General features: G+C 72.1%; 20 protein-coding genes and 2 pseudogenes. 12 read left to right on the top strand and 10 right to left on the bottom strand.

Annotated elements, in window-relative coordinates:
- Positions 1-218 (bottom strand): ketoacyl-synthetase C-terminal extension domain-containing protein (locus J7E86_RS21930; protein WP_215083447.1); only part of this gene is annotated, 218 nt, incomplete at its 3' end.
- Here J7E86_RS21930 and J7E86_RS21935 point away from each other — a divergent pair.
- From J7E86_RS21935 to J7E86_RS21950, 4 genes and pseudogenes are all read left to right on the top strand, one after another.
- A pseudogene (locus J7E86_RS21935) lies at positions 212-1315 on the top strand (S1C family serine protease); the annotation flags it as partial. The gene J7E86_RS21930 and the pseudogene J7E86_RS21935 sit on opposite strands and share 7 nt — an antisense overlap.
- 106 nt (positions 1316-1421) lie before the next feature.
- Complete coding sequence (locus tag J7E86_RS21940) at positions 1422-1856, top strand: sec-independent translocase (RefSeq protein WP_215083448.1); 435 nt, start codon at positions 1422-1424, stop codon at positions 1854-1856.
- Between the two features lie 113 nt (positions 1857-1969).
- Positions 1970-2668, top strand: coding sequence for a hypothetical protein (locus J7E86_RS21945; protein WP_215083449.1), 699 nt, complete (start codon positions 1970-1972; stop codon positions 2666-2668).
- 93 nt (positions 2669-2761) lie between these two features.
- Positions 2762-2953 (top strand): DUF1508 domain-containing protein, encoded by a 192-nt coding sequence (locus J7E86_RS21950; RefSeq protein WP_215083450.1) that lies wholly within the window; start codon positions 2762-2764, stop codon positions 2951-2953.
- Between the two features lie 65 nt (positions 2954-3018).
- Here J7E86_RS21950 and J7E86_RS21955 read toward each other — a convergent pair whose 3' ends face one another.
- From J7E86_RS21955 to J7E86_RS21965, 3 genes are read right to left on the bottom strand one after another with little or no spacing between them, the layout of a single operon-like run.
- Entirely contained in the window at positions 3019-4182 is a 1164-nt protein-coding gene (locus J7E86_RS21955) for an Mrp/NBP35 family ATP-binding protein (RefSeq protein ID WP_215083451.1), read from the bottom strand.
- A 43-nt stretch (positions 4183-4225) separates the two neighbouring features.
- Complete coding sequence (locus J7E86_RS21960; RefSeq protein WP_215083452.1) at positions 4226-4762, bottom strand: DUF1003 domain-containing protein; 537 nt, start codon at positions 4760-4762, stop codon at positions 4226-4228.
- The gene (locus J7E86_RS21965) at positions 4755-6047 is read right to left on the bottom strand and encodes a magnesium transporter MgtE N-terminal domain-containing protein (RefSeq protein ID WP_215083453.1); all 1293 of its coding nucleotides are present in this window, start codon (positions 6045-6047) and stop codon (positions 4755-4757) included. The genes J7E86_RS21960 and J7E86_RS21965 overlap by 8 nt, the downstream gene beginning before the upstream one ends.
- A 158-nt stretch (positions 6048-6205) precedes the next feature.
- On the opposite strand from J7E86_RS21965, the gene J7E86_RS21970 reads away from it, so the two are divergent.
- Positions 6206-6970, top strand: a complete 765-nt coding sequence (locus J7E86_RS21970) for a hypothetical protein (RefSeq protein WP_215083454.1) — start codon at positions 6206-6208, stop codon at positions 6968-6970.
- On the opposite strand, the gene J7E86_RS21975 is transcribed toward J7E86_RS21970, so the two are convergent.
- Entirely contained in the window at positions 6967-8052 is a 1086-nt protein-coding gene (locus J7E86_RS21975) for an IS630 family transposase (protein ID WP_215083455.1), read from the bottom strand. The two genes, J7E86_RS21970 and J7E86_RS21975, sit on opposite strands and share 4 nt — an antisense overlap.
- A gap of 255 nt (positions 8053-8307) precedes the next feature.
- Positions 8308-8808: a hypothetical protein gene (locus J7E86_RS21980; RefSeq protein ID WP_215083456.1), complete on the bottom strand. Its 501-nt coding sequence runs from the start codon at positions 8806-8808 to the stop codon at positions 8308-8310.
- 35 nt (positions 8809-8843) lie between these two features.
- Here J7E86_RS21980 and J7E86_RS21985 point away from each other — a divergent pair, with 35 nt between their 5' ends.
- Positions 8844-9797 carry a DMT family transporter gene (locus tag J7E86_RS21985; protein ID WP_215083457.1) on the top strand — a complete coding sequence of 318 codons (954 nt, stop codon included), beginning with the start codon at positions 8844-8846 and terminating at the stop codon, positions 9795-9797.
- A gap of 49 nt (positions 9798-9846) precedes the next feature.
- Here J7E86_RS21985 and J7E86_RS21990 read toward each other — a convergent pair whose 3' ends face one another.
- The gene (locus J7E86_RS21990; protein ID WP_215083458.1) at positions 9847-10953 is read right to left on the bottom strand and encodes a magnesium and cobalt transport protein CorA; all 1107 of its coding nucleotides are present in this window, start codon (positions 10951-10953) and stop codon (positions 9847-9849) included.
- A 453-nt stretch (positions 10954-11406) separates the two neighbouring features.
- Between J7E86_RS21990 and J7E86_RS21995 the strand changes: the two genes are divergently transcribed.
- The 4 genes from J7E86_RS21995 (at position 11407) to J7E86_RS22010 (ending at position 14478) form a co-directional block, all read left to right on the top strand.
- A complete protein-coding gene (locus tag J7E86_RS21995) occupies positions 11407-11991 on the top strand; it encodes a suppressor of fused domain protein (RefSeq protein WP_215083459.1) in 585 nt (194 codons plus the stop codon).
- Positions 11992-12066: 75 nt separating this feature from the next.
- The gene (locus J7E86_RS22000) at positions 12067-12717 is read left to right on the top strand and encodes a DUF6758 family protein (RefSeq protein WP_215083460.1); all 651 of its coding nucleotides are present in this window, start codon (positions 12067-12069) and stop codon (positions 12715-12717) included.
- 136 nt (positions 12718-12853) lie between these two features.
- On the top strand, positions 12854-13717 hold the full coding sequence (locus tag J7E86_RS22005) for a PHP domain-containing protein (RefSeq protein WP_215083461.1): 864 nt from the start codon (positions 12854-12856) through the stop codon (positions 13715-13717).
- Positions 13718-13872: 155 nt separating this feature from the next.
- Positions 13873-14478 (top strand): MarC family protein, encoded by a 606-nt coding sequence (locus J7E86_RS22010; RefSeq protein WP_215083462.1) that lies wholly within the window; start codon positions 13873-13875, stop codon positions 14476-14478.
- A 104-nt stretch (positions 14479-14582) separates the two neighbouring features.
- On the opposite strand, the gene J7E86_RS22015 is transcribed toward J7E86_RS22010, so the two are convergent.
- Entirely contained in the window at positions 14583-14735 is a 153-nt protein-coding gene (locus J7E86_RS22015) for a hypothetical protein (RefSeq protein WP_215083463.1), read from the bottom strand.
- A gap of 208 nt (positions 14736-14943) precedes the next feature.
- On the opposite strand from J7E86_RS22015, the gene J7E86_RS22020 reads away from it, so the two are divergent.
- Both J7E86_RS22020 and J7E86_RS22025 read left to right on the top strand, forming a co-directional pair.
- On the top strand, positions 14944-15873 hold the full coding sequence (locus tag J7E86_RS22020) for an NYN domain-containing protein (RefSeq protein ID WP_215083464.1): 930 nt from the start codon (positions 14944-14946) through the stop codon (positions 15871-15873).
- Positions 15874-16043: 170 nt separating this feature from the next.
- Positions 16044-16838 carry a VOC family protein gene (locus tag J7E86_RS22025; protein ID WP_215083465.1) on the top strand — a complete coding sequence of 265 codons (795 nt, stop codon included), beginning with the start codon at positions 16044-16046 and terminating at the stop codon, positions 16836-16838.
- A gap of 223 nt (positions 16839-17061) precedes the next feature.
- Here the strand turns inward: J7E86_RS22025 and J7E86_RS22030 are convergent, their stop codons facing one another.
- Both J7E86_RS22030 and J7E86_RS22035 read right to left on the bottom strand, forming a co-directional pair.
- Positions 17062-17913, bottom strand: a complete 852-nt coding sequence (locus J7E86_RS22030) for an alpha/beta fold hydrolase (protein WP_215083466.1) — start codon at positions 17911-17913, stop codon at positions 17062-17064.
- Between the two features lie 87 nt (positions 17914-18000).
- Positions 18001-18637: pseudogene (locus J7E86_RS22035) on the bottom strand (DEAD/DEAH box helicase); the annotation flags it as partial.

Genomic DNA, 18637 nt, shown 5'->3' on the forward strand with positions numbered 1-18637 from the left:
GGCACGGTGCCGGGCTGTGAACCGGTGTGGCGCAGCAGGCGGCCGGCCTGGGCGCGCAGGGCCTGCGGCGTCTTCGCGGAGAGGACGACGGGGGCCGGCAGTGAGCGGACGGCCGGGGTGCGCCGGGCTTCGGCGGGCTCACCCGCCACGGGTTCGGGTTCGGGGGCCTCTTCGATGATGGTGTGGGCGTTGGTGCCGCTGAAGCCGAAGGAGGACACGCCGGCTCGTCGCGGCCGCCGTCGTCGTGGCCCTCGTCGCCGGCGGAACCGGTGGACTCATCGGCGCGTATCTGGAGCGCGACGGCGGGGTGACCCGCCCGGTGCGGCTGCCGCAGGCGGCGGCCGACCGGTCGGGCCGGGCCCCGGGCAGCGTCGCCGGGATCGCGGCCCGCGCCCTGCCGGGCGTCGTCACGATCCATGTGCGCGGCAGCGGCGACCAGGGCACCGGCACGGGATTCGTCCTGGACAAGGAGGGACGCATCCTCACCAACAATCACGTCGTGGAGCCGGCGGGGTCGGGCGGGCAGATATCGGTGACCTTCAACGGCGGCCAGACCGCCAAGGCCACGGTCGTCGGCCGGGACAGCAGCTACGACCTCGCCGTGATCAAGGTCTCCGGGGTGTCGGGGCTGACGCCGCTCGCCCTCGGCAACTCCGACTCCGTCCGCGTCGGCGACTCCGTGGTCGCCATCGGGGCGCCGTACGACCTCGCGGGCACCGTCACCACCGGGATCATCAGCGCCAAGGAGCGCCCGATCACGGCGGGCGGCCGGAAGGAGGACGGCAGCGATGTCAGCTACGTCGACGCGCTGCAGACCGACGCCCCGATAAACCCGGGCAACTCCGGCGGCCCGCTGATGGACTCCGAGGCCCGCGTCATCGGGATCAACAGCGCCATCCGCTCCGCCGGTGACGGCGGCGACGTCGGCGGCGGCCAGGGCGGCAGCATCGGCCTGGGTTTCGCCATACCGATCAACCAGGCCAAGCGCGTCGCCGAGGAGCTCATCAACACCGGCAAGGCCACCCATCCGGTGATCGGCGTGACCCTGGACATGCAGTATTCGGGCGACGGCGCCCGGGTGAACACCAAGGGTGCCGACGGCGCGGCCGTCACCCCGGGCGGACCGGGCGACAAGGCCGGCATCGCGTCCGGCGATGTGATCAAGAAAGTCGACGGCGTCCCGGTGCACAGCGGCCAGGAGCTGATCGTCAAGATCCGCAGCCACCGTCCGGGCGACCGGCTCGCTCTGACCGTCGAACGCGACGGCAGGGAACGGAGCGTGGAACTCGTCCTCGGGTCGGCCGGCTCGCGGTGAGCTTTGGCCTGATGTTGGCCGAGGTGTCTGTCTTGCCGCCCGCCGGGCCAGGTACCGTGATGGGTGGCCTGGCCAGTCGGCCACTGACGCATCAAGGAGCTGCAACGTGCTCGACATAGGACCCCTGGAGCTGGTCGCGCTCGTGGTGCTCGCGGTCCTCATCTTCGGCCCCGACAAGCTGCCGAAGATGATCCAGGACGTGTCCCGCACATTGCGGAAGATCCGGCAGTTCTCGGAGAACGCCAAGGACGACATCCGCTCCGAGCTGGGCCCGGAGTTCAAGGACTTCGAGTTCGAGGACCTCAACCCCAAGACATTTGTGCGCAAGCACGTGCTGGACAAGGACGAGCTGGGGCTGAAGGAGATCCGCAACGGCTTCGACCTCAAGTCGGAGATGACCGAGGTCGCCGACGCGGTGCACGGGCGTGGCGCCGACGCCTCCCCGGCCGCGCCCGCCGCGGGCTCCACCCCTGACCTGCTCAAAAAGCGCGAAAGCCCCGGCCCCGGCGAGCGCCCGCCGTTTGATTCCGACGCCACCTGAGCCCGCGCATCCCGTGCCCCATTGACGGGGGTGGCTATCCTCCCTGTGTTTGGGGTGAAGTCGTCCGAGGGGGGCGGGCTCGCCCAGGATCGGGCCAAGGAGGCGCCGCGCAGATGGAGACGACGAGTCGGGTCGGTTCGCAAGGGGCCGGTGCGGCCGACGGGCCCGCCGGGTCCACGGACTCGGCACTGGGCGGACCCGGTGCCCGGCGGTCGGTCGACGGCTATCTGCTGGCTTCGTTCCCGTGGTACGGCCTCGACGAGGCGTACACCGGGCCGCGCTGGCTGATGCAGGTCGGCGCCGCCGCCGACGGCACCGTCGAGCACGGTTCGACGGGCCACGGCGAGGAGCCGACGGTGCGCGCCGAGCGGGACCCGCAGGCGGACAAGCAGCGCTTCGCCGTCGTGGTGACCGTCGCGAGCCGCCCGGTGCGCCGCAGCGCCGACGGTACGGGCGTGCTGGAGGCCACCTCGGTCTCCTCGGCCGCCTGGCTGGCCGGCTCCGGACTGCTGTCGTGCACCTGGCCCTCGCAGATGGAGCGCGCCCTGCGCCAGGACTGGCTGGACCAGCAGACCGCGCTGGCCTGGGAGCTCGCGGACCATCTGGACGAGCCCGCCTGGTCGACGCTGTCCCTGCCGGTGGACGGCGTGCCCACCGATTTCCGCTACCGCGAGTCCGAGTACGGCTGGGTCCTGGCCGGTACCGCCGCCGCCGGCGAGGGCGGCGTCCACCTGGGCGCGTACGGGCGCGGCATGAGCGCGTACGGCGTGGGCTTCTCTGTGATCAAGGACCTTGCCGCCTACGGGAGCTGAGGGCGTCACCCATCGGGCCCACCTGGGCTGCGTGCGCCCCGGCGCCCGGCTTGAATGCCTGGCAGGGGGTCGCAACCGGAGAGGTGAGACGACATGAGTGGTGCGTTCGAACTCTACGAGGACCAGGCCGGTAAGCACCGGTTCCGGCTGAAGGCCGGAAACGGCGAGGTCATCGCCGTCGGCGAGGCGTACAACAGCAAGGCCGCGGCCCAGAAGGGCATCGCGGCCGTGAAGAACGACGCCCCCGGCGCACCGGTCAAGGACCTGGAGACCGGGAAGTCGTAGAGCCGGTAAGGGGCGGCCTCCACGGAGGCCGCCCCTTACTGTGCCCTGACGCGCCGCAGGCGGCGTCAGAACTTGTTGCGCGGCGTGATGCCCAGCGACATGCCCGACAGACCGCGCTGGCGGCCGCCGAGCTTGCCCGCGATCGCGCGCAGCGCGCTGCCCGCCGGGGACTCGGGGTCGGTCAGGACGACCGGCCGGCCCTCGTCGCCGCCCTCGCGCAGCCGTACGTCGATCGGGATCGAACCCAGCACCGGAACCGTCGCGCCGGTGGTCCGGGTGAGCCCGTCGGCCACCCTCTGGCCGCCGCCCGTGCCGAAGACGTCGACCATCTCGTCGCAGTGCGGGCAGGGCAGTCCGGACATGTTCTCCACGACGCCGACGATCTTCTGATGCGTCTGCACGGCGATCGAACCGGCCCGCTCGGCGACCTCGGCGGCGGCCTGCTGCGGCGTCGTCACCACGAGGATCTCGGCGTTCGGCACGAGCTGCGCGACGGAGATCGCGATGTCACCGGTGCCCGGCGGGAGGTCGAGCAGCAGGACGTCCAGGTCGCCCCAGTAGACGTCCGCCAGGAACTGCTGGAGCGCGCGGTGCAGCATCGGGCCGCGCCACACCACCGGGGCGTTGCCCGGCGTGAACATCCCGATGGAGATCACCTTCACGCCGTTCGCCGACGGCGGCATGATCATGTTCTCGACCTGGGTGGGCCGGCTGTCGCCCGCGCCCAGCATGCGGGGCACCGAGTGGCCGTAGATGTCCGCGTCCACGACGCCGACCTTCAGGCCGTCGGCCGCCATCGCGGCCGCCAGGTTGACCGTCACCGACGACTTGCCGACGCCGCCCTTGCCGGAGGCCACCGCGTAGACCCGGGTCAGCGAGCCGGGCCGGGCGAAGGGCACCTCGCGCTCGGCCTGACCGCCGCGCAGCGCGGACGCCAGCTCCTTGCGCTGCTCGTCGCTCATCACGTCCAGCTCGACGGTGACGCCCGTGACGCCCTCGACGGCCGCGACGGCATCGCGCACGTTGGTGGTGATCGTCTCGCGCATGGGGCAGCCGGAGACCGTCAGATAGACCGCCACGGCGACCGTGCCGTCCGCCGAGATCTCCACGGATTTCACCATGCCCAGATCGGTGATCGGGCGGTGGATCTCGGGATCGTTCACCGTCGCCAGCGCGGCGCGGATCGCGTCCTCGACCGGCGCGGATCCTGCGGGAGTGTCGGTAGCCATGCGTCGATGTTACGGCGCCCGACCGGGCTGCCGGAAAGGGCTGTCAGCGGTCGCGTTCCTCACTCTCGCGCGGGAATACCCGGCGCTGCTCCAGCTCCTTGACCAGCTCCTGGAACTCCGAGCGGATCCAGTCCCGTGTCGCGACCTCCCCCAGCCCCATCCGCAACCCCGCCACCTCCCGTGTCAGGTATTCCGTGTCCGCGATCGACCGCTCGTTCTGCTTGCGGTCCTGCTCCAGATTGACCCGGTCCCGGTCGTCCTGCCGGTTCTGCGCCAGCAGGATCAGCGGTGCCGCGTAGGACGCCTGGAGCGACAGCATCAGGGTCAGGAAGATGAACGGGTAATTGTCGAAGCGCAGGTGCCCGGGGGCCGTGGTGTTCCACAGCACCCACAGGATGATCACGACCGTCATCCACACGATGAACCGGCCCGTGCCCAGGAACCGCGCGATCCGCTCCGAGGTGCGCCCGAACGCCTCCGGGTCGTAGGCCGGCAGCCAGCTGCGCCGCTTCACCCTCGGCAGGTCCAGCCGCACCCGGGGCCGGTCCGCCGGCCGCTCCTCGCGGCCGCGCTCAGCCATCGCCGGCCTCCCGCAGATCGCTCATGCCGAGCGCCCCGTAGTGCAGCTCGGTCTCGCGCCAGTCGTCGGGCAGCAGGTGGTCCAGGACGTCGTCGACGGTGACCGCGCCCAGCAGCGAGCCGTCCTCGTCGACCACGGGCGCGGACACCATGTTGTACGTGGCCAGGTAGCTGGTGACGGCCGGCAGCGGGGTGTCCGGCGGCAGCGGCCGCAGGTCGGTGTCGGTGAGCCGGCCCACGAGGGTGAACGGCGGGTCGCGCAGCAGCCGCTGGAAGTGGACGGTGCCCAGGTACTTGCCCGTCGGCGTCTCGTCCGGCGGCCGGCAGACGTACACCTGGGCGGCGAGGGCGGGGGAGAGGTCGGGGTTGCGCACGCGCGCGAGGGCGTCGGCGACGGTGGCGTCGGGCCGCAGCACGATCGGCTCGGTGGTCATCAGGCCGCCCGCCGTGCGCTCCTCGTAGGCCAGGAGGCGGCGCACGTCGGCGGCGTCGTCCGGCTGCATCAGCGTCAGCAGGCGTTCCTTTTCGTCCTCGGGCAGCTCGGACAGCAGGTCGGCCGCGTCGTCCGGCTGCATCGCCTCCAGGACGTCGGCGGCACGCTCCTCCTTGAGCTTGCCGAGGATCTCGATCTGGTCGTCCTCCGGCAGCTCCTCCAGGACGTCGGCCAGCCGGTCGTCGTCGAGCGCGGCGGCCACCTCCGCGCGCCGCTTCGGCGTCAGGTGGTGGAGGACGTTGGCGAGGTCGGCCGGGCGCAGCCGCTCGAACGTCGCCAGCAGGTTCTCCGCACCCTGCCCGTGCTCCTCCAGCGAGAAGCCGGTGACGGCCGACCACTCGACCGTCAGCGTCTCGCCCTTGCGGCGCAGGGCGCCGCCCTTGCCGCGGCGGACGAAGACCTTGTCGATCTGCCAGTCGCGGCGGGCCGGCAGCTGCATGATCGAGACGTCCAGGACGGTCACCTCCTCGCCCCCCTCGACCAGACGTACGCGCCGGTCCAGCAGCTCGCCCAGGACCAGCGTCTCGGTCGGGCGCTGCTCGAAGCGCCGCATGTTGATCACGCCGGTGGTGATGACCTGGCCGGACTCCACGCCCGTCACCCGGGTCATGGGCAGGAAGATCCGCCGGCGGCTGACGACCTCCACGACCAGCCCGAGGACGCGCGGCGGCCGCCCTCCGACCCGCAGCATCGCGACGACGTCCTGCACCCGTCCCACCTGGTCGCCGTTCGGGTCGAAGACGGCGACGCCGGCGAGGTGCGACACGAACACCCGGTGGGCGCCTGCTGCCATGGCCGCGCCTCCTCCTCCAGTGCTTTGTCCGGTTCAGGCTAACGTGACCGGCTTCTGCCCGGCGCGGGAGAGACGGCCGTACGGACTGCCCGCTTCCGCTCCTGGGCGGCCCGGGTACGCTGCCGTACTCCAGCCCGCGACAGGAGGCAAGAGCAGACGTGCGTACCCGGAACGCGGCTCTCGTGGGAGCGCTGTGCGTGGGCCTGTCCGTGGCGCTCACCGCCTGCGGCGGCGGTGGCGAGGACCCCGACGCGGGGACCAACGGCGTCGGCAAGCTCGACCCCGTGAAGATCCAGGACCAGGCCCGGTCGGCCGCGCGGACCGCGCCGGCGGTCCACCTGTCCGGCAGCGTCGTCAGCCAGGGCCGTACGTACAAGATCGACATGCGGCTGAAGCGGGACGGGGGAACGGGGCAGGTCTCGTCCGACGCGACCACGTTCTCCTTGCTGAGGGTCGGGGACGAGCTCTACCTCAAGGCGCCGGCGGCTTTCTGGTCGCACGGCGACGGGGCCGGCGCGAAGCCGTCGTCGAGCACGGTGCCGAAGGGGGACAGCGCGGCGGCGGCCGGAAAGCTGGAGAAGAAGTACGTGAAGGTGCCGTCCGGCGACCCCTCGTACCAGAAGCTCAAAGGTTTCACCGACAAGGACGTCCTGCTGGACGGCCTCATCGGCCTGCACGGCAAACTCGCCCGCGGCGAGCACGGCACGGTCGGCGGCACCCGCACGATCCGCGTCAGCGGCGCGGGCGGCTCCGGCGGCACGCTCGACGTCTCCCTGACGGGCACGCCCTACCCTCTGCGCGTCCAGCGCGCGGGCGGCGCGGGCCAGCTGGAACTGGCGGACTGGGGCAAGGACTTCGCACTCGCGGTCCCGGCGAAGGGCGAAACGGTCGACTACGGCAAGGCGATCCCGACGGGCGGCTAGTGATCTGGTTCGGAGATGCGTGAGCAGTAGCGGCAGATTCGGTTGAGGATCTGGTCGGCGGTCTTGGTCCATTTGAAGGGCCGGGCATCGTTGTTCCAGATCTTGATCCAGTTCTCCAGTGCGGCCTTGAGGTCGTCGAGGGAGCAGAACACTCCGCGCTCGAGGCAGCGCCGTTCCAGCTCGGCGAACCACCGCTCGACCTGGTTGATCCACGACGAGTAGGTGGGGGTGAAGTGGAGCTGGAAGCGCGGGTGCGCGAGCAGCCACTTGTGGACCACTGGTGCCTTGTGGGCGGAGAGGTTGTCGCAGATGACGTGGACCGCCAGGCCCTTGGCGGTCTGGCGGTCGATCTCGTCGAGGAAGTCACGGAAGTCCACGGCCCGGTGCTGGGCGGACAGTTTCGCGATCACCTTGCCGGTTGCCGTGTTCAGCGCGGCGAACAGGTCGACGGTGCCGTGCCGGACGTAGTCGAAGCTCCGCCGCTCGGGCACTCCCAGGACCATGGGCAGGACCGGCGCGGTCCGCTGAAGGGCCTGGATCTGCGGTTTCTCGTCCACCGCGAACACCACGGCGTTCGCCGGCGGGGCGAGATACAGGCCCACCACGTCACGGATCTTGTCGATCAGGAACGGGTCCGGGGAGATCTTGAACGTCTCGGTCCGCCACGGCTGCAGGCCGAAGGCGTGCCAGATCCTCAGCACGCTCGCCGGGGAGATCCCCACCACCTTGGCCAGCTCCCGCTTCGACCAGTGCGTCCCGCCCGCCGGTGTCTCCTCCAGAGTGCGGACCACCACCTCTTCCACCTGGGCATCGGTGATGGTCCGCGGGACCCCGGGCCTCGGCTCGTCCGCGAGTCCGTCCAGCCGGTCAAGCAGGAACCTGGACCGCCACTTGGCGACGGTGCCCCGGTTCACGCCCAGCCGGGCGGCCACCGCCAGGTTCGGCCCGCCCTCCGCACACGCCAGCACGACCCTCGCCCGTAAAGCGAGACCCTGCGCGGTCGTCCGGCGCTTGACCCAGTTGCCCAACACCTGCCGCTCGGCCTCACTGAGGACCAGCGGCTCCAGCCTGCTGTCACCCATAGCCCACAGCAGACCGAAGCCAACCGGCACCCGTCAGCCAAACCCACGAATCGGTACGGAAAGCGACTCACGTGGTGCCGGGCGAACTCACAACCAGATCACTAGGCGCGGGCCGGCTGAGCCCAGCCACAACCAAGCCCGTCCGGCGCTTGAGGACACCACCGCGCCGCGGCGGTGCGCATGACACGGCCCGCAGGTCCGGCACCACCCCAGCGGAGCACCCGCGGCAGGGCCGGCCCGGGGCGCGCCCCGTCCCTACTTCCGACCCCTGCGGAGCAGCCGCGGCAGGGCTGCCGGCATCGGCTCCCGTGTCGTCGCCGGTGTCGGCAGAGGGCGGGCCGTCAGGGAATCCGCCGGAAGGGCCACCGTGTCGCCCGTCGGGGTCAGGGTCACCACGCGGCATTCGGCCGCCCAGCGGTCCTCCAGACGCTCCGCGTCCGGCGCGTTGAGGCGCTTGCCCTTGAGTTCGGCCACGGCCGCCGTCCAGGCCTCGCCGCGCACGGCGGGCTCGCCGACCTCGGCGGACCACGTCACCAGGCGGCCGCCCTTGTCCTTGCTGCGGACGGTGACGGTCGCCCGTCCGCCGTCCGTGAGGCCCAGTCCGTCCAGCGGCTGCTCGCCGGGGCCGCCGACGACATGGGCGGCACCTTCGTGCCATACGTGCCACAGCGCGCGGCTCGGCCCCGTCGGGCCCTGCACCCAGATGAGGCCGGACTTCTTCGTGGCCTCTTCGATCAGTGCCTGCGTCTGCGTCATGCCGCTTACTTTATGCCGCTGACTACGCTGGGCGGGTGACGACCGCCCGTACCCGACGTGACGCCGCCCCCTCGGCACCGCCCGCCCCGCCCGCCGAGGCGACCACGGCCCGGCCCGGCGCGCGTACGGACCTCCTCCTGCTCGCCGTGGCGATCAGTGGGATCTCCCTCTCCGCCCCGCTCACCGCGTCCATCGCCGCGCCCGCCCTCGCCATCGCCTTCTGGCGCAACGCCATGGCCGTCGGGGTGCTCACCCCGTTCGCCGTGCTGCGGCACCGCGCCGAGCTGCGCGGCATCGGCCGCCGCGCCCTGTTGCTCACCGTCGCCGCGGGCATCCTGCTGGGCGCGCACTTCGCGGTGTGGCTGCTGAGCCTGCGCATGACGTCCGTCGCGTCCTCGACCGCGCTGGTCACCACGACCCCGATCTGGACGACGCTCCTGCTGCGGCTGCGCGGGCACCGCCCGCCCGCCCTCGTCTGGGCGGGCACCGTGCTCGCCGTCCTCGGCGTCGTGATCCTCACGGGCGTCGACCTGTCGGTCTCCCCGCAGGCCCTCGCCGGGGACGCCCTCGCCCTCGCGGGCGGCTTGGCGGCCGCCGGGTACGTCCTGCTGGGCGCGGAGGTGCGCCGGACGGTGGGCACCGTCGCGTACACCTACGTCCTGTACGTCACCGCCACCGTGCTGCTGCTCGCCGTCTGTCTCCTCTCCGGCGCCTCGCTCGGTGGCTACAGCGGCGGCACCTGGCTGAAGCTGGCCGTCCTGACGGTCACCGCGCAGCTGCTCGGCCACTCGCTCATCAACCGGGTGGTCAAGGGCCTCGGCCCGTCCGTCACCTCGACGGCGATCCTGCTGGAGACGCCGGGCGCCACCCTGATCGCGGCGCTGTGGCTCGGCCAGCTGCCGTCCCCGGCCGCCTGCCCGGCGCTCGCGGTGATCCTCGCCGGGCTGGCGCTCGTCATCATGGCCGACCGGGCCGGGAGACGGCGCTAGGGGGTGTCCGGTGGGTCCGCGACTCCGCGCAGACCCACCGGACAACCCCTTAGAGCCAGCCGTTGCGCTTGAAGCCGCGGTGGATGGCGAAACAGATCGAGACCGTCACGACCATGACCGCGGGGTAGCCGTACTTCCACTTCAGCTCGGGCATGTGCGTGAAGTTCATGCCGTAGATCCCCGCGATCATCGTCGGCACGGCGAAGATCGCCGCCCATGAGGTGATCTTGCGCATGTCCTCGTTCTGCGCGACCGACGCCTGGGCGAGATTGGCCTGGAGGATCGAGTTGAGCAGGTCGTCGAAGGAGACCACCTGCTCGTGCACGCGCGCGAGGTGGTCGGCCACGTCGCGGAAGTACTTCTGGATGTCCGGGTCCACCAGCCGCATCGGCCGCTCGCTGAGCTGCTGCATCGGCCGCATCAGCGGGGTCACCGCCCGCTTGAATTCCAGCACTTCACGCTTGAGCTGGTAGATGCGGCCCGCGTCGCCACCGCGCGAGGACCCCTTGCTGGGCGCGGAGAACACATCGATCTCCACCTCGTCGATGTCGTCCTGCACGGCGTCGGCGACCGCGATGTAGCCGTCGACGACCTGGTCAGCGATGGCGTGCAGCACCGCCGAGGGGCCCTTGGCGAGCAGCTCGGGGTCGTCCTGGAGGCGGTGGCGCAGCGCGCGCAGCGAGCCCTGGCCGCCGTGCCGGACGGTGATGATGAAGTCCGGGCCGGTGAAGCACATCACCTCGCCCGTCTCCACCACCTCGCTGGTGGCGGTCAGTTCGGCGTGCTCGACGTAGTGGATGGTCTTGAAGACGGTGAACAGCGTGTCGTCGTAGCGCTCCAGCTTCGGCCGCTGGTGGGCGTGGACGGCGTCCTCCACGGCCAGCGGGTGCAGCCCGAACTCCTTGGCGATGCCCGAGAACTCACGCTCCGTCGGCTCGTGGAGTCCGATCCAGGCGAAGCCCCCGTCGGTCCGCACGCGCCGCATCGCCTCGGCCGGGCTGACGTGGTCGCTGGCCCGCTTGCCGTCGCGGTAGACGGCGCAGTCCACGACGGCGCTGTTGCTGGAGGGGTCGCGCGTGGGGTCGTAGTCGTACGGAGTGGTGCTGCGGCGCAGGGCGGGACGGACGGCGGCACGCAGGTCACGGATCATCGACATGGCAGGCTCCTTCACGGGCCGGCCGCCAGTCGGGACGAGCGCAACGCTGCCAGGAACGTGGACGTGATGCCTCGGAAAACAGGGATACGTCCGCAAATCGGGCGGCGCTTCGCGTGGTGCGTCGGGGACTGACGGCAGTTCGCAGAGAACACGGAACAAAGCGAGACGAAGGCGCTCTTCCGTCGAACACCACGGGCGCGAAGGGGCTTCCGGAGGGGCCGGGCGAGAAGGCCGTCGGCGGAAGACTCAGATCACAAAAAACGCGTCCGGAGCGGAGGTACGGGAGAACTGCCGGTACTGCACGGTCGACTAGGATCCACCGCAGCCCCACCTCCTCCGGCCGGTCCCCGCTGGGGGACGAACGTAACTCCCTGACCAGAGGTCAAGGCTAGCAGCCACTTGACGCGTCAATACCCTCCTTTGCCCGTTCGATACGCGTTCTATGCTCACTGCATGTCAGACGTTCTCGCACTGGTCGAGGCCCGCCTACGGACAGCCCTGGGCGAACCGGACGCGCGCGCCGCGGTGACCTTCCTGGGTACGGACCGCATCGAGGTCCTCCGTTTCCTCGACGGAGACGTCGTGCGCTACGCCACCCTGGGCATGTCCGCGCAGCCGATGGCCGATCCCACCGCCGTGCTCGCCGACCCCCTGCGCGGCCCCCGCGCCGAACTCCTCCTCAGCGTCCGCGCCGGCCGCGCCGACACCGACCGGGTGCTCCGCCCGCTGGCCGTGCTCGCCGCCTCCCCCCAGGTGGAGGGGCTCGTCGTGGCCCCGGGCGCGTCGCTGGACACCGGCGAACCCCTGTGGCCGGACGCGCCCTTCACCTCCGTGCTCGTCGCCGAGTCCGGCGGCCTGGTGGCGGACTTGGAACTGGACGAGCCGATGGACCCCGTCCGCTTCCTGCCGCTGCTGCCGATGACGCCGAACGAGGCGGCCTGGAAGCGCGTCCAGGGCGCGGCCGCGCTGGAGGAGCGTTGGCTGCGCCACGGCACCGATCTGCGCGACCCACTGAGGCCAGGGGTGCCCCTGGGGTGACGCTCCGGTGTGTCGCCGCTCCGGACGGGTGATCGTCCTTGACGCGGCGGCGGACGCGGAGGACCGTTGGGCCCTATGAGGGGCGAACCCAGTTGCCCGAAGTGCGGTGGCCGGGTGCGCGCGCCCGGTCTCTTCGCCGACTCCTGGCAGTGTTCCCTGCACGGCACCGTGCACCCCTTGCAGCCGGTGGTCCCGCCGAGCGTCGAAGCGCTGGCCGTGGTGGTCAACCGGGCCCAGGTCCCGGTGTGGATGCCCTGGCCGCTGCCCGTCGGCTGGCTGTACACGGGCGTGGGGTGCGCGGGCGACGACCGCAGCGGTGGCCGGGCCACCGCCGTCGCCTGCTCGGGGCCCAGCCCGCTCGGCGGCCCCGGTGAGCTGCTGCTCGTCGCCGAGGAGCTCGGCGTCGGCCTCGGCGCCCGCTATGCCGGCATCGACGGCCCCGACCCCGGCCCGTACATCTCCGTCGACCGCGCGCCGCACGCCAAGGTCCACGCCGCCGGCCGCCCCACCCCGCTGTGGCACGTCGACGGCGCGCCCCAGGACCGGGCCGTCTTCGCGGGCGAGGCGCGCGGCCTGTGGCTGTGGGCGGTGGTCTGGCCGGAGCGGTCGGGGCTGCTGATGTACGACGAGCTGGTGCTCACGGATCTGCGCGAAGCGGGCGCGGAAGTGGACCTGTTGCCGTGCGGGGCGCTGTCGCCGCGCCTGCTCTCGCCGAGCGGACGGTAGGGCCCGTCCCGGCGCGGCCGGCCGGTCGGAGCGCCGTGGCCCGGGTCACGTAAAGGGGCGCGACCGGGGACGGCGTCGCGCGGCGGTTATCCTGAACCGGTCCCTGTCCGCCCTCGTCCCGCCCGGAGGCCGCGTCGTGCGCATCGATCTGCACACCCACTCCACGGCGTCGGACGGTACGGACACCCCCGCCGAGCTGGTGCGCAACGCGGCCGCCGCCGGGCTGGACGTAGTGGCCCTGACCGATCACGACGGTGTCGGCGGCCATGCCGAGGCCGTCGCGGCGCTCCCCGCCGGGCTGACCCTCGTCACCGGCGCCGAGCTGTCCTGCCGCTTCGAGGGACCCGACGGCTTCAGCGTGCACATGCTGGCCTACCTCTTCGACCCGCTGGAGCCGGAGCTCGCGCGCGAGCGGGAGCTCCTGCGCGATGACCGCGTGCCGCGCGCCCGTGCCATGGTCACCAAGCTCAACGAGCTCGGTGTGCCGGTCACCTGGGAGCGCGTCGCCGAGCTCGCCGGCGGCGGCGCCGTGGGCCGGCCGCACGTGGCCAGCGCCATGGTCGAGCTCGGTGTGATCGACACCGTCTCCGACGCCTTCACCTCCGACTGGCTCGCCGGCGACGGCCGCGCCTACGTCGAGAAGCACGAACTCGACCCCTTCGACGCGATCCGCCTGGTCAAGGCGGCGGGCGGCGTGACCGTCCTCGCGCACCCCTTCGCGCTCAAGCGCGGCAACAGCGTCTCCGGCACCGCGATAGCCGAGCTCGCCTCGGCCGGGCTCGACGGCGTCGAGGTGGACCACATGGACCACGACGAGCCCACCCGCGCCCGGCTGCGCGGCCTCGCCGCCGACCTCTCCCTGCTGACCACCGGTTCCAGCGACTACCACGGCAGCCGCAAGACCTGCCGGCTCGGCGAGTTCACGACCGACCCGGAGATCTACGGCGAGATCACGCGCCGGGCCACGGGCGCGTTCCCCGTCCCCGGCGCCGGCGGCTGACCGCACCCACGTCCCGGGTCCGGTCGCGTACGCACGTCTGTCATGCCGTGCGCGGGTGACCGCGCCCGTACGCCCCCGCCCGCGCCGTCCGCATCCCCGTACGCGTCCCGCGGGCGCTCCGCTCCTGCTCGCACCACTCTCGCAAGGCCCTCACTGTGTTCGACATCGCTGTCTTCGGATCCCTCTTTCTCACGCTTTTTGTGATCATGGATCCCCCCGGTATCACGCCGATCTTCCTCGCCCTCACCTCCGGCCGCCCGGCCAAGGTCCAGCGCCGCATGGCCTGGCAGGCGGCCGCGGTCGCCTTCGGCGTCATCGCCGTCTTCGGCATCTGCGGCCAGCAGATCCTGGACTACCTGCACATCACCACCCCGGCGCTGATGATCGCGGGCGGACTGCTCCTGCTGCTCATCGCGCTCGACCTGCTGACGGGCAAGTCGGAGGAGCCGACGCAGACCAAGGACGTCAACGTCGCGCTCGTACCGCTGGGCATGCCGCTGCTGGCCGGGCCCGGCGCGATCGTCTCGGTGATCCTCGCGGTGCAGCACGCCAGCGGGTTCGCCGGGCAGGTGTCGGTGTGGAGCGCGATCGCCGCGATGCACATCGTGCTGTGGCTGGTGATGCGCTATTCGCTGCTGATCATCCGGGTCATCAAGGACGGCGGTGTGGTGCTGGTGACGCGGCTCGCGGGCATGATGCTCTCCGCGCTGGCGGTCCAGCAGATCATCAACGGCATCACGCAGGTCATCGACGGCCACTGACCCCCGCCGCCGCCCGGCGCACCCGGCGCGGCACCGCCGTGAACGCGCGACACCCCCGTACGGTCCGTACGGGGGTGTTCGTGTGGGTGGGAACGCGTGAGGCGTTACCGGGCCGCGGTGGCGGCCGGGCGGATATAGATGCGCTGGCCGATCGAGGCGGCCTGCTGCACGATCCGGTTGACGGAGGCGGCGTCCACGACGGTGCTGTCGACGGCCGTACCGTCGATGTCGTCCAGACGCATGATTTCGAAGCGCAAGGCTTCTCCCTTCGTCCTGATCCTCCTGAGGAGAACTCCATGAGTGGCGGAACGCGGCGCGTCAGTGCGTCGCGTTCCATACGTGTCCAACGAGGTGGCGCCTGCAAACATTCCCTACGCTAAGGAAATTTTTAACATGACTAATTACTGACGAGTAGCGCACTGGAACACGTCCTCTGCGTGACGATTCTGACAATGAGACCTCCCCATGACTGACTCGCCGCTCTCCGACCAGCCCGATCTCGCCGCGATCGCCGCCGGTGTCGAACGCACCAACGAGCTGCTCACCCGCGTCCTCGCCGAGGTCGCCACCACCCCTTCGACCCACGCGATCTTCGTGGACGCGGGCTACGTCTACGCCGCGGCCGGCCGCCTCGTCACCGGCACCGAGGACCGGCGGACCTTCGACCTCGATGCCGAGGGGCTGATCGAGGCGTTCATCGACAAGGCCCGCACGATCTTCCCCGACAGCCGGCTGCTGCGCGTCTACTGGTACGACGGCGCCCGCCGCCGCATCCACACCGCCGAGCAGCAGAGCATCGCCGAGCTGCCCGACGTCAAGGTCCGCCTCGGCAACCTCAACGCCAACAACCAGCAGAAGGGGGTCGACTCCCTCATCCGCACCGACCTGGAGTCCCTCGCCCGCCACCGCGCCATCAGCGACGCGGCGCTCATCGGCGGGGACGAGGACCTCGTCTCGGCGGTCGAGGCGGCCCAGGGCTACGGCGCCCGCGTCCACCTGTGGGGCATCGAGGCCGGCGGCGGCCGCAACCAGGCCGAACCGCTGCTCTGGGAGGTCGACAGCCAGCGCACCTTCGACCTCGACTTCTGCAAGCCCTACGTCACCCGCCGTGCCACCTACGAGCCCTACGGCGAGGCGGCCGCCCACCACGGCCCCGCCCCGGGCCGCGAGGACGTGCGCTTCGTCGGCGCCCAGGTCGCGGCGCAGTGGCTGGGCTCGCGCGGCCGCGACACGCTCGCCGAACTGCTGCCCGGCCACCCCTATCTGCCGGGCTCCGTCGACCAGGAACTCCTGGTCGAGGCCGAGGCGCTGCTCGGTCTGTCGCTGCGCGGCCACGCCGATCTCCGGCGCGCGCTGCGCGACGGATTCTGGGATCACCTGCGCACGCAGTACTGAACCCCGCGCCGCCTGCGCGCGCCGGAATGCGCGCGGGGGTGGTGAGTGGAACCCTGACTAGGGGTGGCCGTGCCCCCGAGAGCGCGGCCACCCTCCATGAGGGATGCGGGAACAGTCCGCCGTCCGGCGGTGGCCGGCGGGGACGCGGAACAGAAACGAGGCGAACGGCCATGGCCTCCGTCGACCACGCCGTGCCGGGCGCGCCGTGCTGGGTGAGTCTGCTGACGGGCGATCTCAAGGCCTCGCAGGACTTCTACGGCCCGGTGATGGGCTGGACGTTCCGGCCGGGCTCCCTGGGCGAGGACTTCGCCGTCGCGCTGCGCGACGGAAAGCCCGTCGCCGGTATCGGCAATGTCGCGCGCTCCATGGGCGTCGCCGTCTCCTGGACGTCCTACTTCGCCGTCGAGGACGCCGACACGGTCGCGGGCCGCATCCGCGAGCGCGGCGCGACCGTCGCCGTCGGCCCGCTCTCCTTCGGCCAGGGGCGGGCCGCCCTGGCCGCCGACCCGGCCGGGGCCGTCTTCGGCTTCTGGGAGGGGCGGACGCTGCGCGAGTGGAGCATCGGCCGGGACGGGGCGCCCGCCTGGCTGGAACTGCGCACCCGCGACGCCTTCGCCGCCGCCATCTTCTACGGCGAGGTCTTCGAGTGGGCCACCGGCCGGCCGGACCGCTGCGAGGTGCGCTACGAGGACGACGCCGTCATGGTGCGGGCCGCCGGCCACACCGTGGCCTGTCTGCGGGGCGGCGCCGTCGAGGCGGCGCCCGACCCGCGGATCCGGCCGCGCTGGCACGTCTATTTCTGCGTCGAGGACGTCGAGAAGGCCGTCGAGGCGGCCCTGGCGGGTGGCGGCACGGTCGCCGCGGAGCCGGACGAGACACGGGTGGGCGACTACCGCTCGGGCCGCGAGGCGACCTTGCGCGACCCCGACGGCGGACTCTTCACGGTGACGGCGGCCATTGGCTAGGGGGTGCCCGGTGGGGTCTTCGGCTGCGGAGTCGTGTCGTGCGCACCGACCGCTGCGCGGCGGTGTCCTCAATCGCCGGACGGGCTGAAAGTGGCTGAGCTCAGCCGATTCCAGCCCGTCCGGCGATTGAGGACGCGCCCGCAGGGCGCCCGCCGCCGCAGGCGTCAAAGACGACCCGCAGTCGCCCGCCCACATGATCCGCCGGACACGACCTAGCCCGGGGTCAGGCCAGGTCCCAGAAGCGCAGCAGCGCGTCAGCCGTGGCGGCCGGGCGCTCGGCGTTGGGGGAGTGCTCCGCGCCCTCGACGACCGTGCGCGTCGCCGACAGCTCCTTGGCCATCGCGTCGATGGACGGCACCGGCCAGGCGTAGTCCAGGACGCCGGAGATGACGTGCTTGGGCAGCGGCACGGCCGCGAGCTCCGCCGTGCGGTCCGGCTCCACGGTCAACTGGCGCCCGGTGACGATGAGTTGCTCGGAAAGGGTGGCGGTCCAGCGGCGGTGGAGGAACGCGTCGAGCTCGGGCGGGGTCTCCAGGGCGGGCGCGTTCTCCGCGTCCGCCCGCCGCATCTCCTGCCAGACGGACTCCATGTCCAGCACTTCCAGGGCGCCGATCAGCCGCCGCGTACGGGCCTGCTGGGGCGCGGCGATCGCGGCCGGACCGCAGCTCATGACGGTCAGCGAGCGGAACGGCACCGCGTCGCCCAGCACGGCCGCCCGCGCGATCAGCCCGCCGAGCGAGTGCCCGAGCAGGTGCACACCACCGCCGAGCGCCGCCGCCTGCGCCCGCACGTCGCGGGCCAGCTCGTCCTGCTCGTACGCGCCGGGCTCGCGCGGGCCCCCGCTCTCGTACTGGCCGCGCCCGTCGACGGCCACGGCGCGGTAGCCGGCGGCCGCGAGCGGCTCCAGCAGCGCGATGAAGTCCTCCTTGCTGCCGGTGAACCCCGGGACGAGCAGGACGGTGCCGCGCGGCGGCGAGGCCGGCCGGGCGTCGTGCACGGCGAACTCGCCGCGCGACGTGGTCAGACGGTACGCGCGGGCACACGCGGGCAAGGTGAGGAAGGGCGGCCTGCTCATGCCACGAGGCTAGCGCGGTGGACGTACGCCGATGGCCGGCCACCCCTCGCGGGGTGACCGGCCATCGACGGTGGTGCGGGTGGTGCCTCAGACCTCGGTGGTGACCTTGGGCGCGGCCGCCTTGCGGGTGCGCTTCGGCTTCACCTCGGCGCCGTCCACGGCCTCGACGGCCGCCACGGCCTTCTTGGCGCGGGTCGCGCGCTTGGGCTTGGTCTCGGTCTCCGTCTCGACGGCGGTCGCCTCGGCGACGGCCTTCTTGGTGGCGCGGGCGCGCTTCGGCTTGGCCTCGGCGGTCTCCGTGACGGCCTCGGCGGTCTCGACGGCCTTCTTGGCGCGGGTGGCACGCTTCGGCTTGACCTCGGCGGCGCCGTCCACGGCCTCGACGGCCGCCACGGCCTTCTTGGCGCGGGTCGCGCGCTTGGGCTTGGCCTCGGTCTCCGCCTCGACGACGGTCGCCTCGGCGACGGCCTTCTTGGCGGTACGGGTGCGCTTCGGCTTGGCCTCGGCGGTCTCCACGACGGCCTCGGCGGCCTTCTTGGCGCGAGCGGTGAGCTTCGGCTTGACCTCGGCCTCCGCCTCGACGACGGTCGCCTCGGCGACGGCCTTCTTGGCGGTGCGGGTGCGCTTGGGCTTGGCCTCGGCGGTCTCCGTGACGGCCTCGGCGGTCTCGACGGCCTTCTTGGCGCGGGTGGCACGCTTGGGCTTGGCCTCGGCGGTCTCCACG

The organism is Streptomyces sp. ISL-11 (genome assembly GCF_018614525.1).
Lineage (GTDB): Bacteria > Actinomycetota > Actinomycetes > Streptomycetales > Streptomycetaceae > Streptomyces.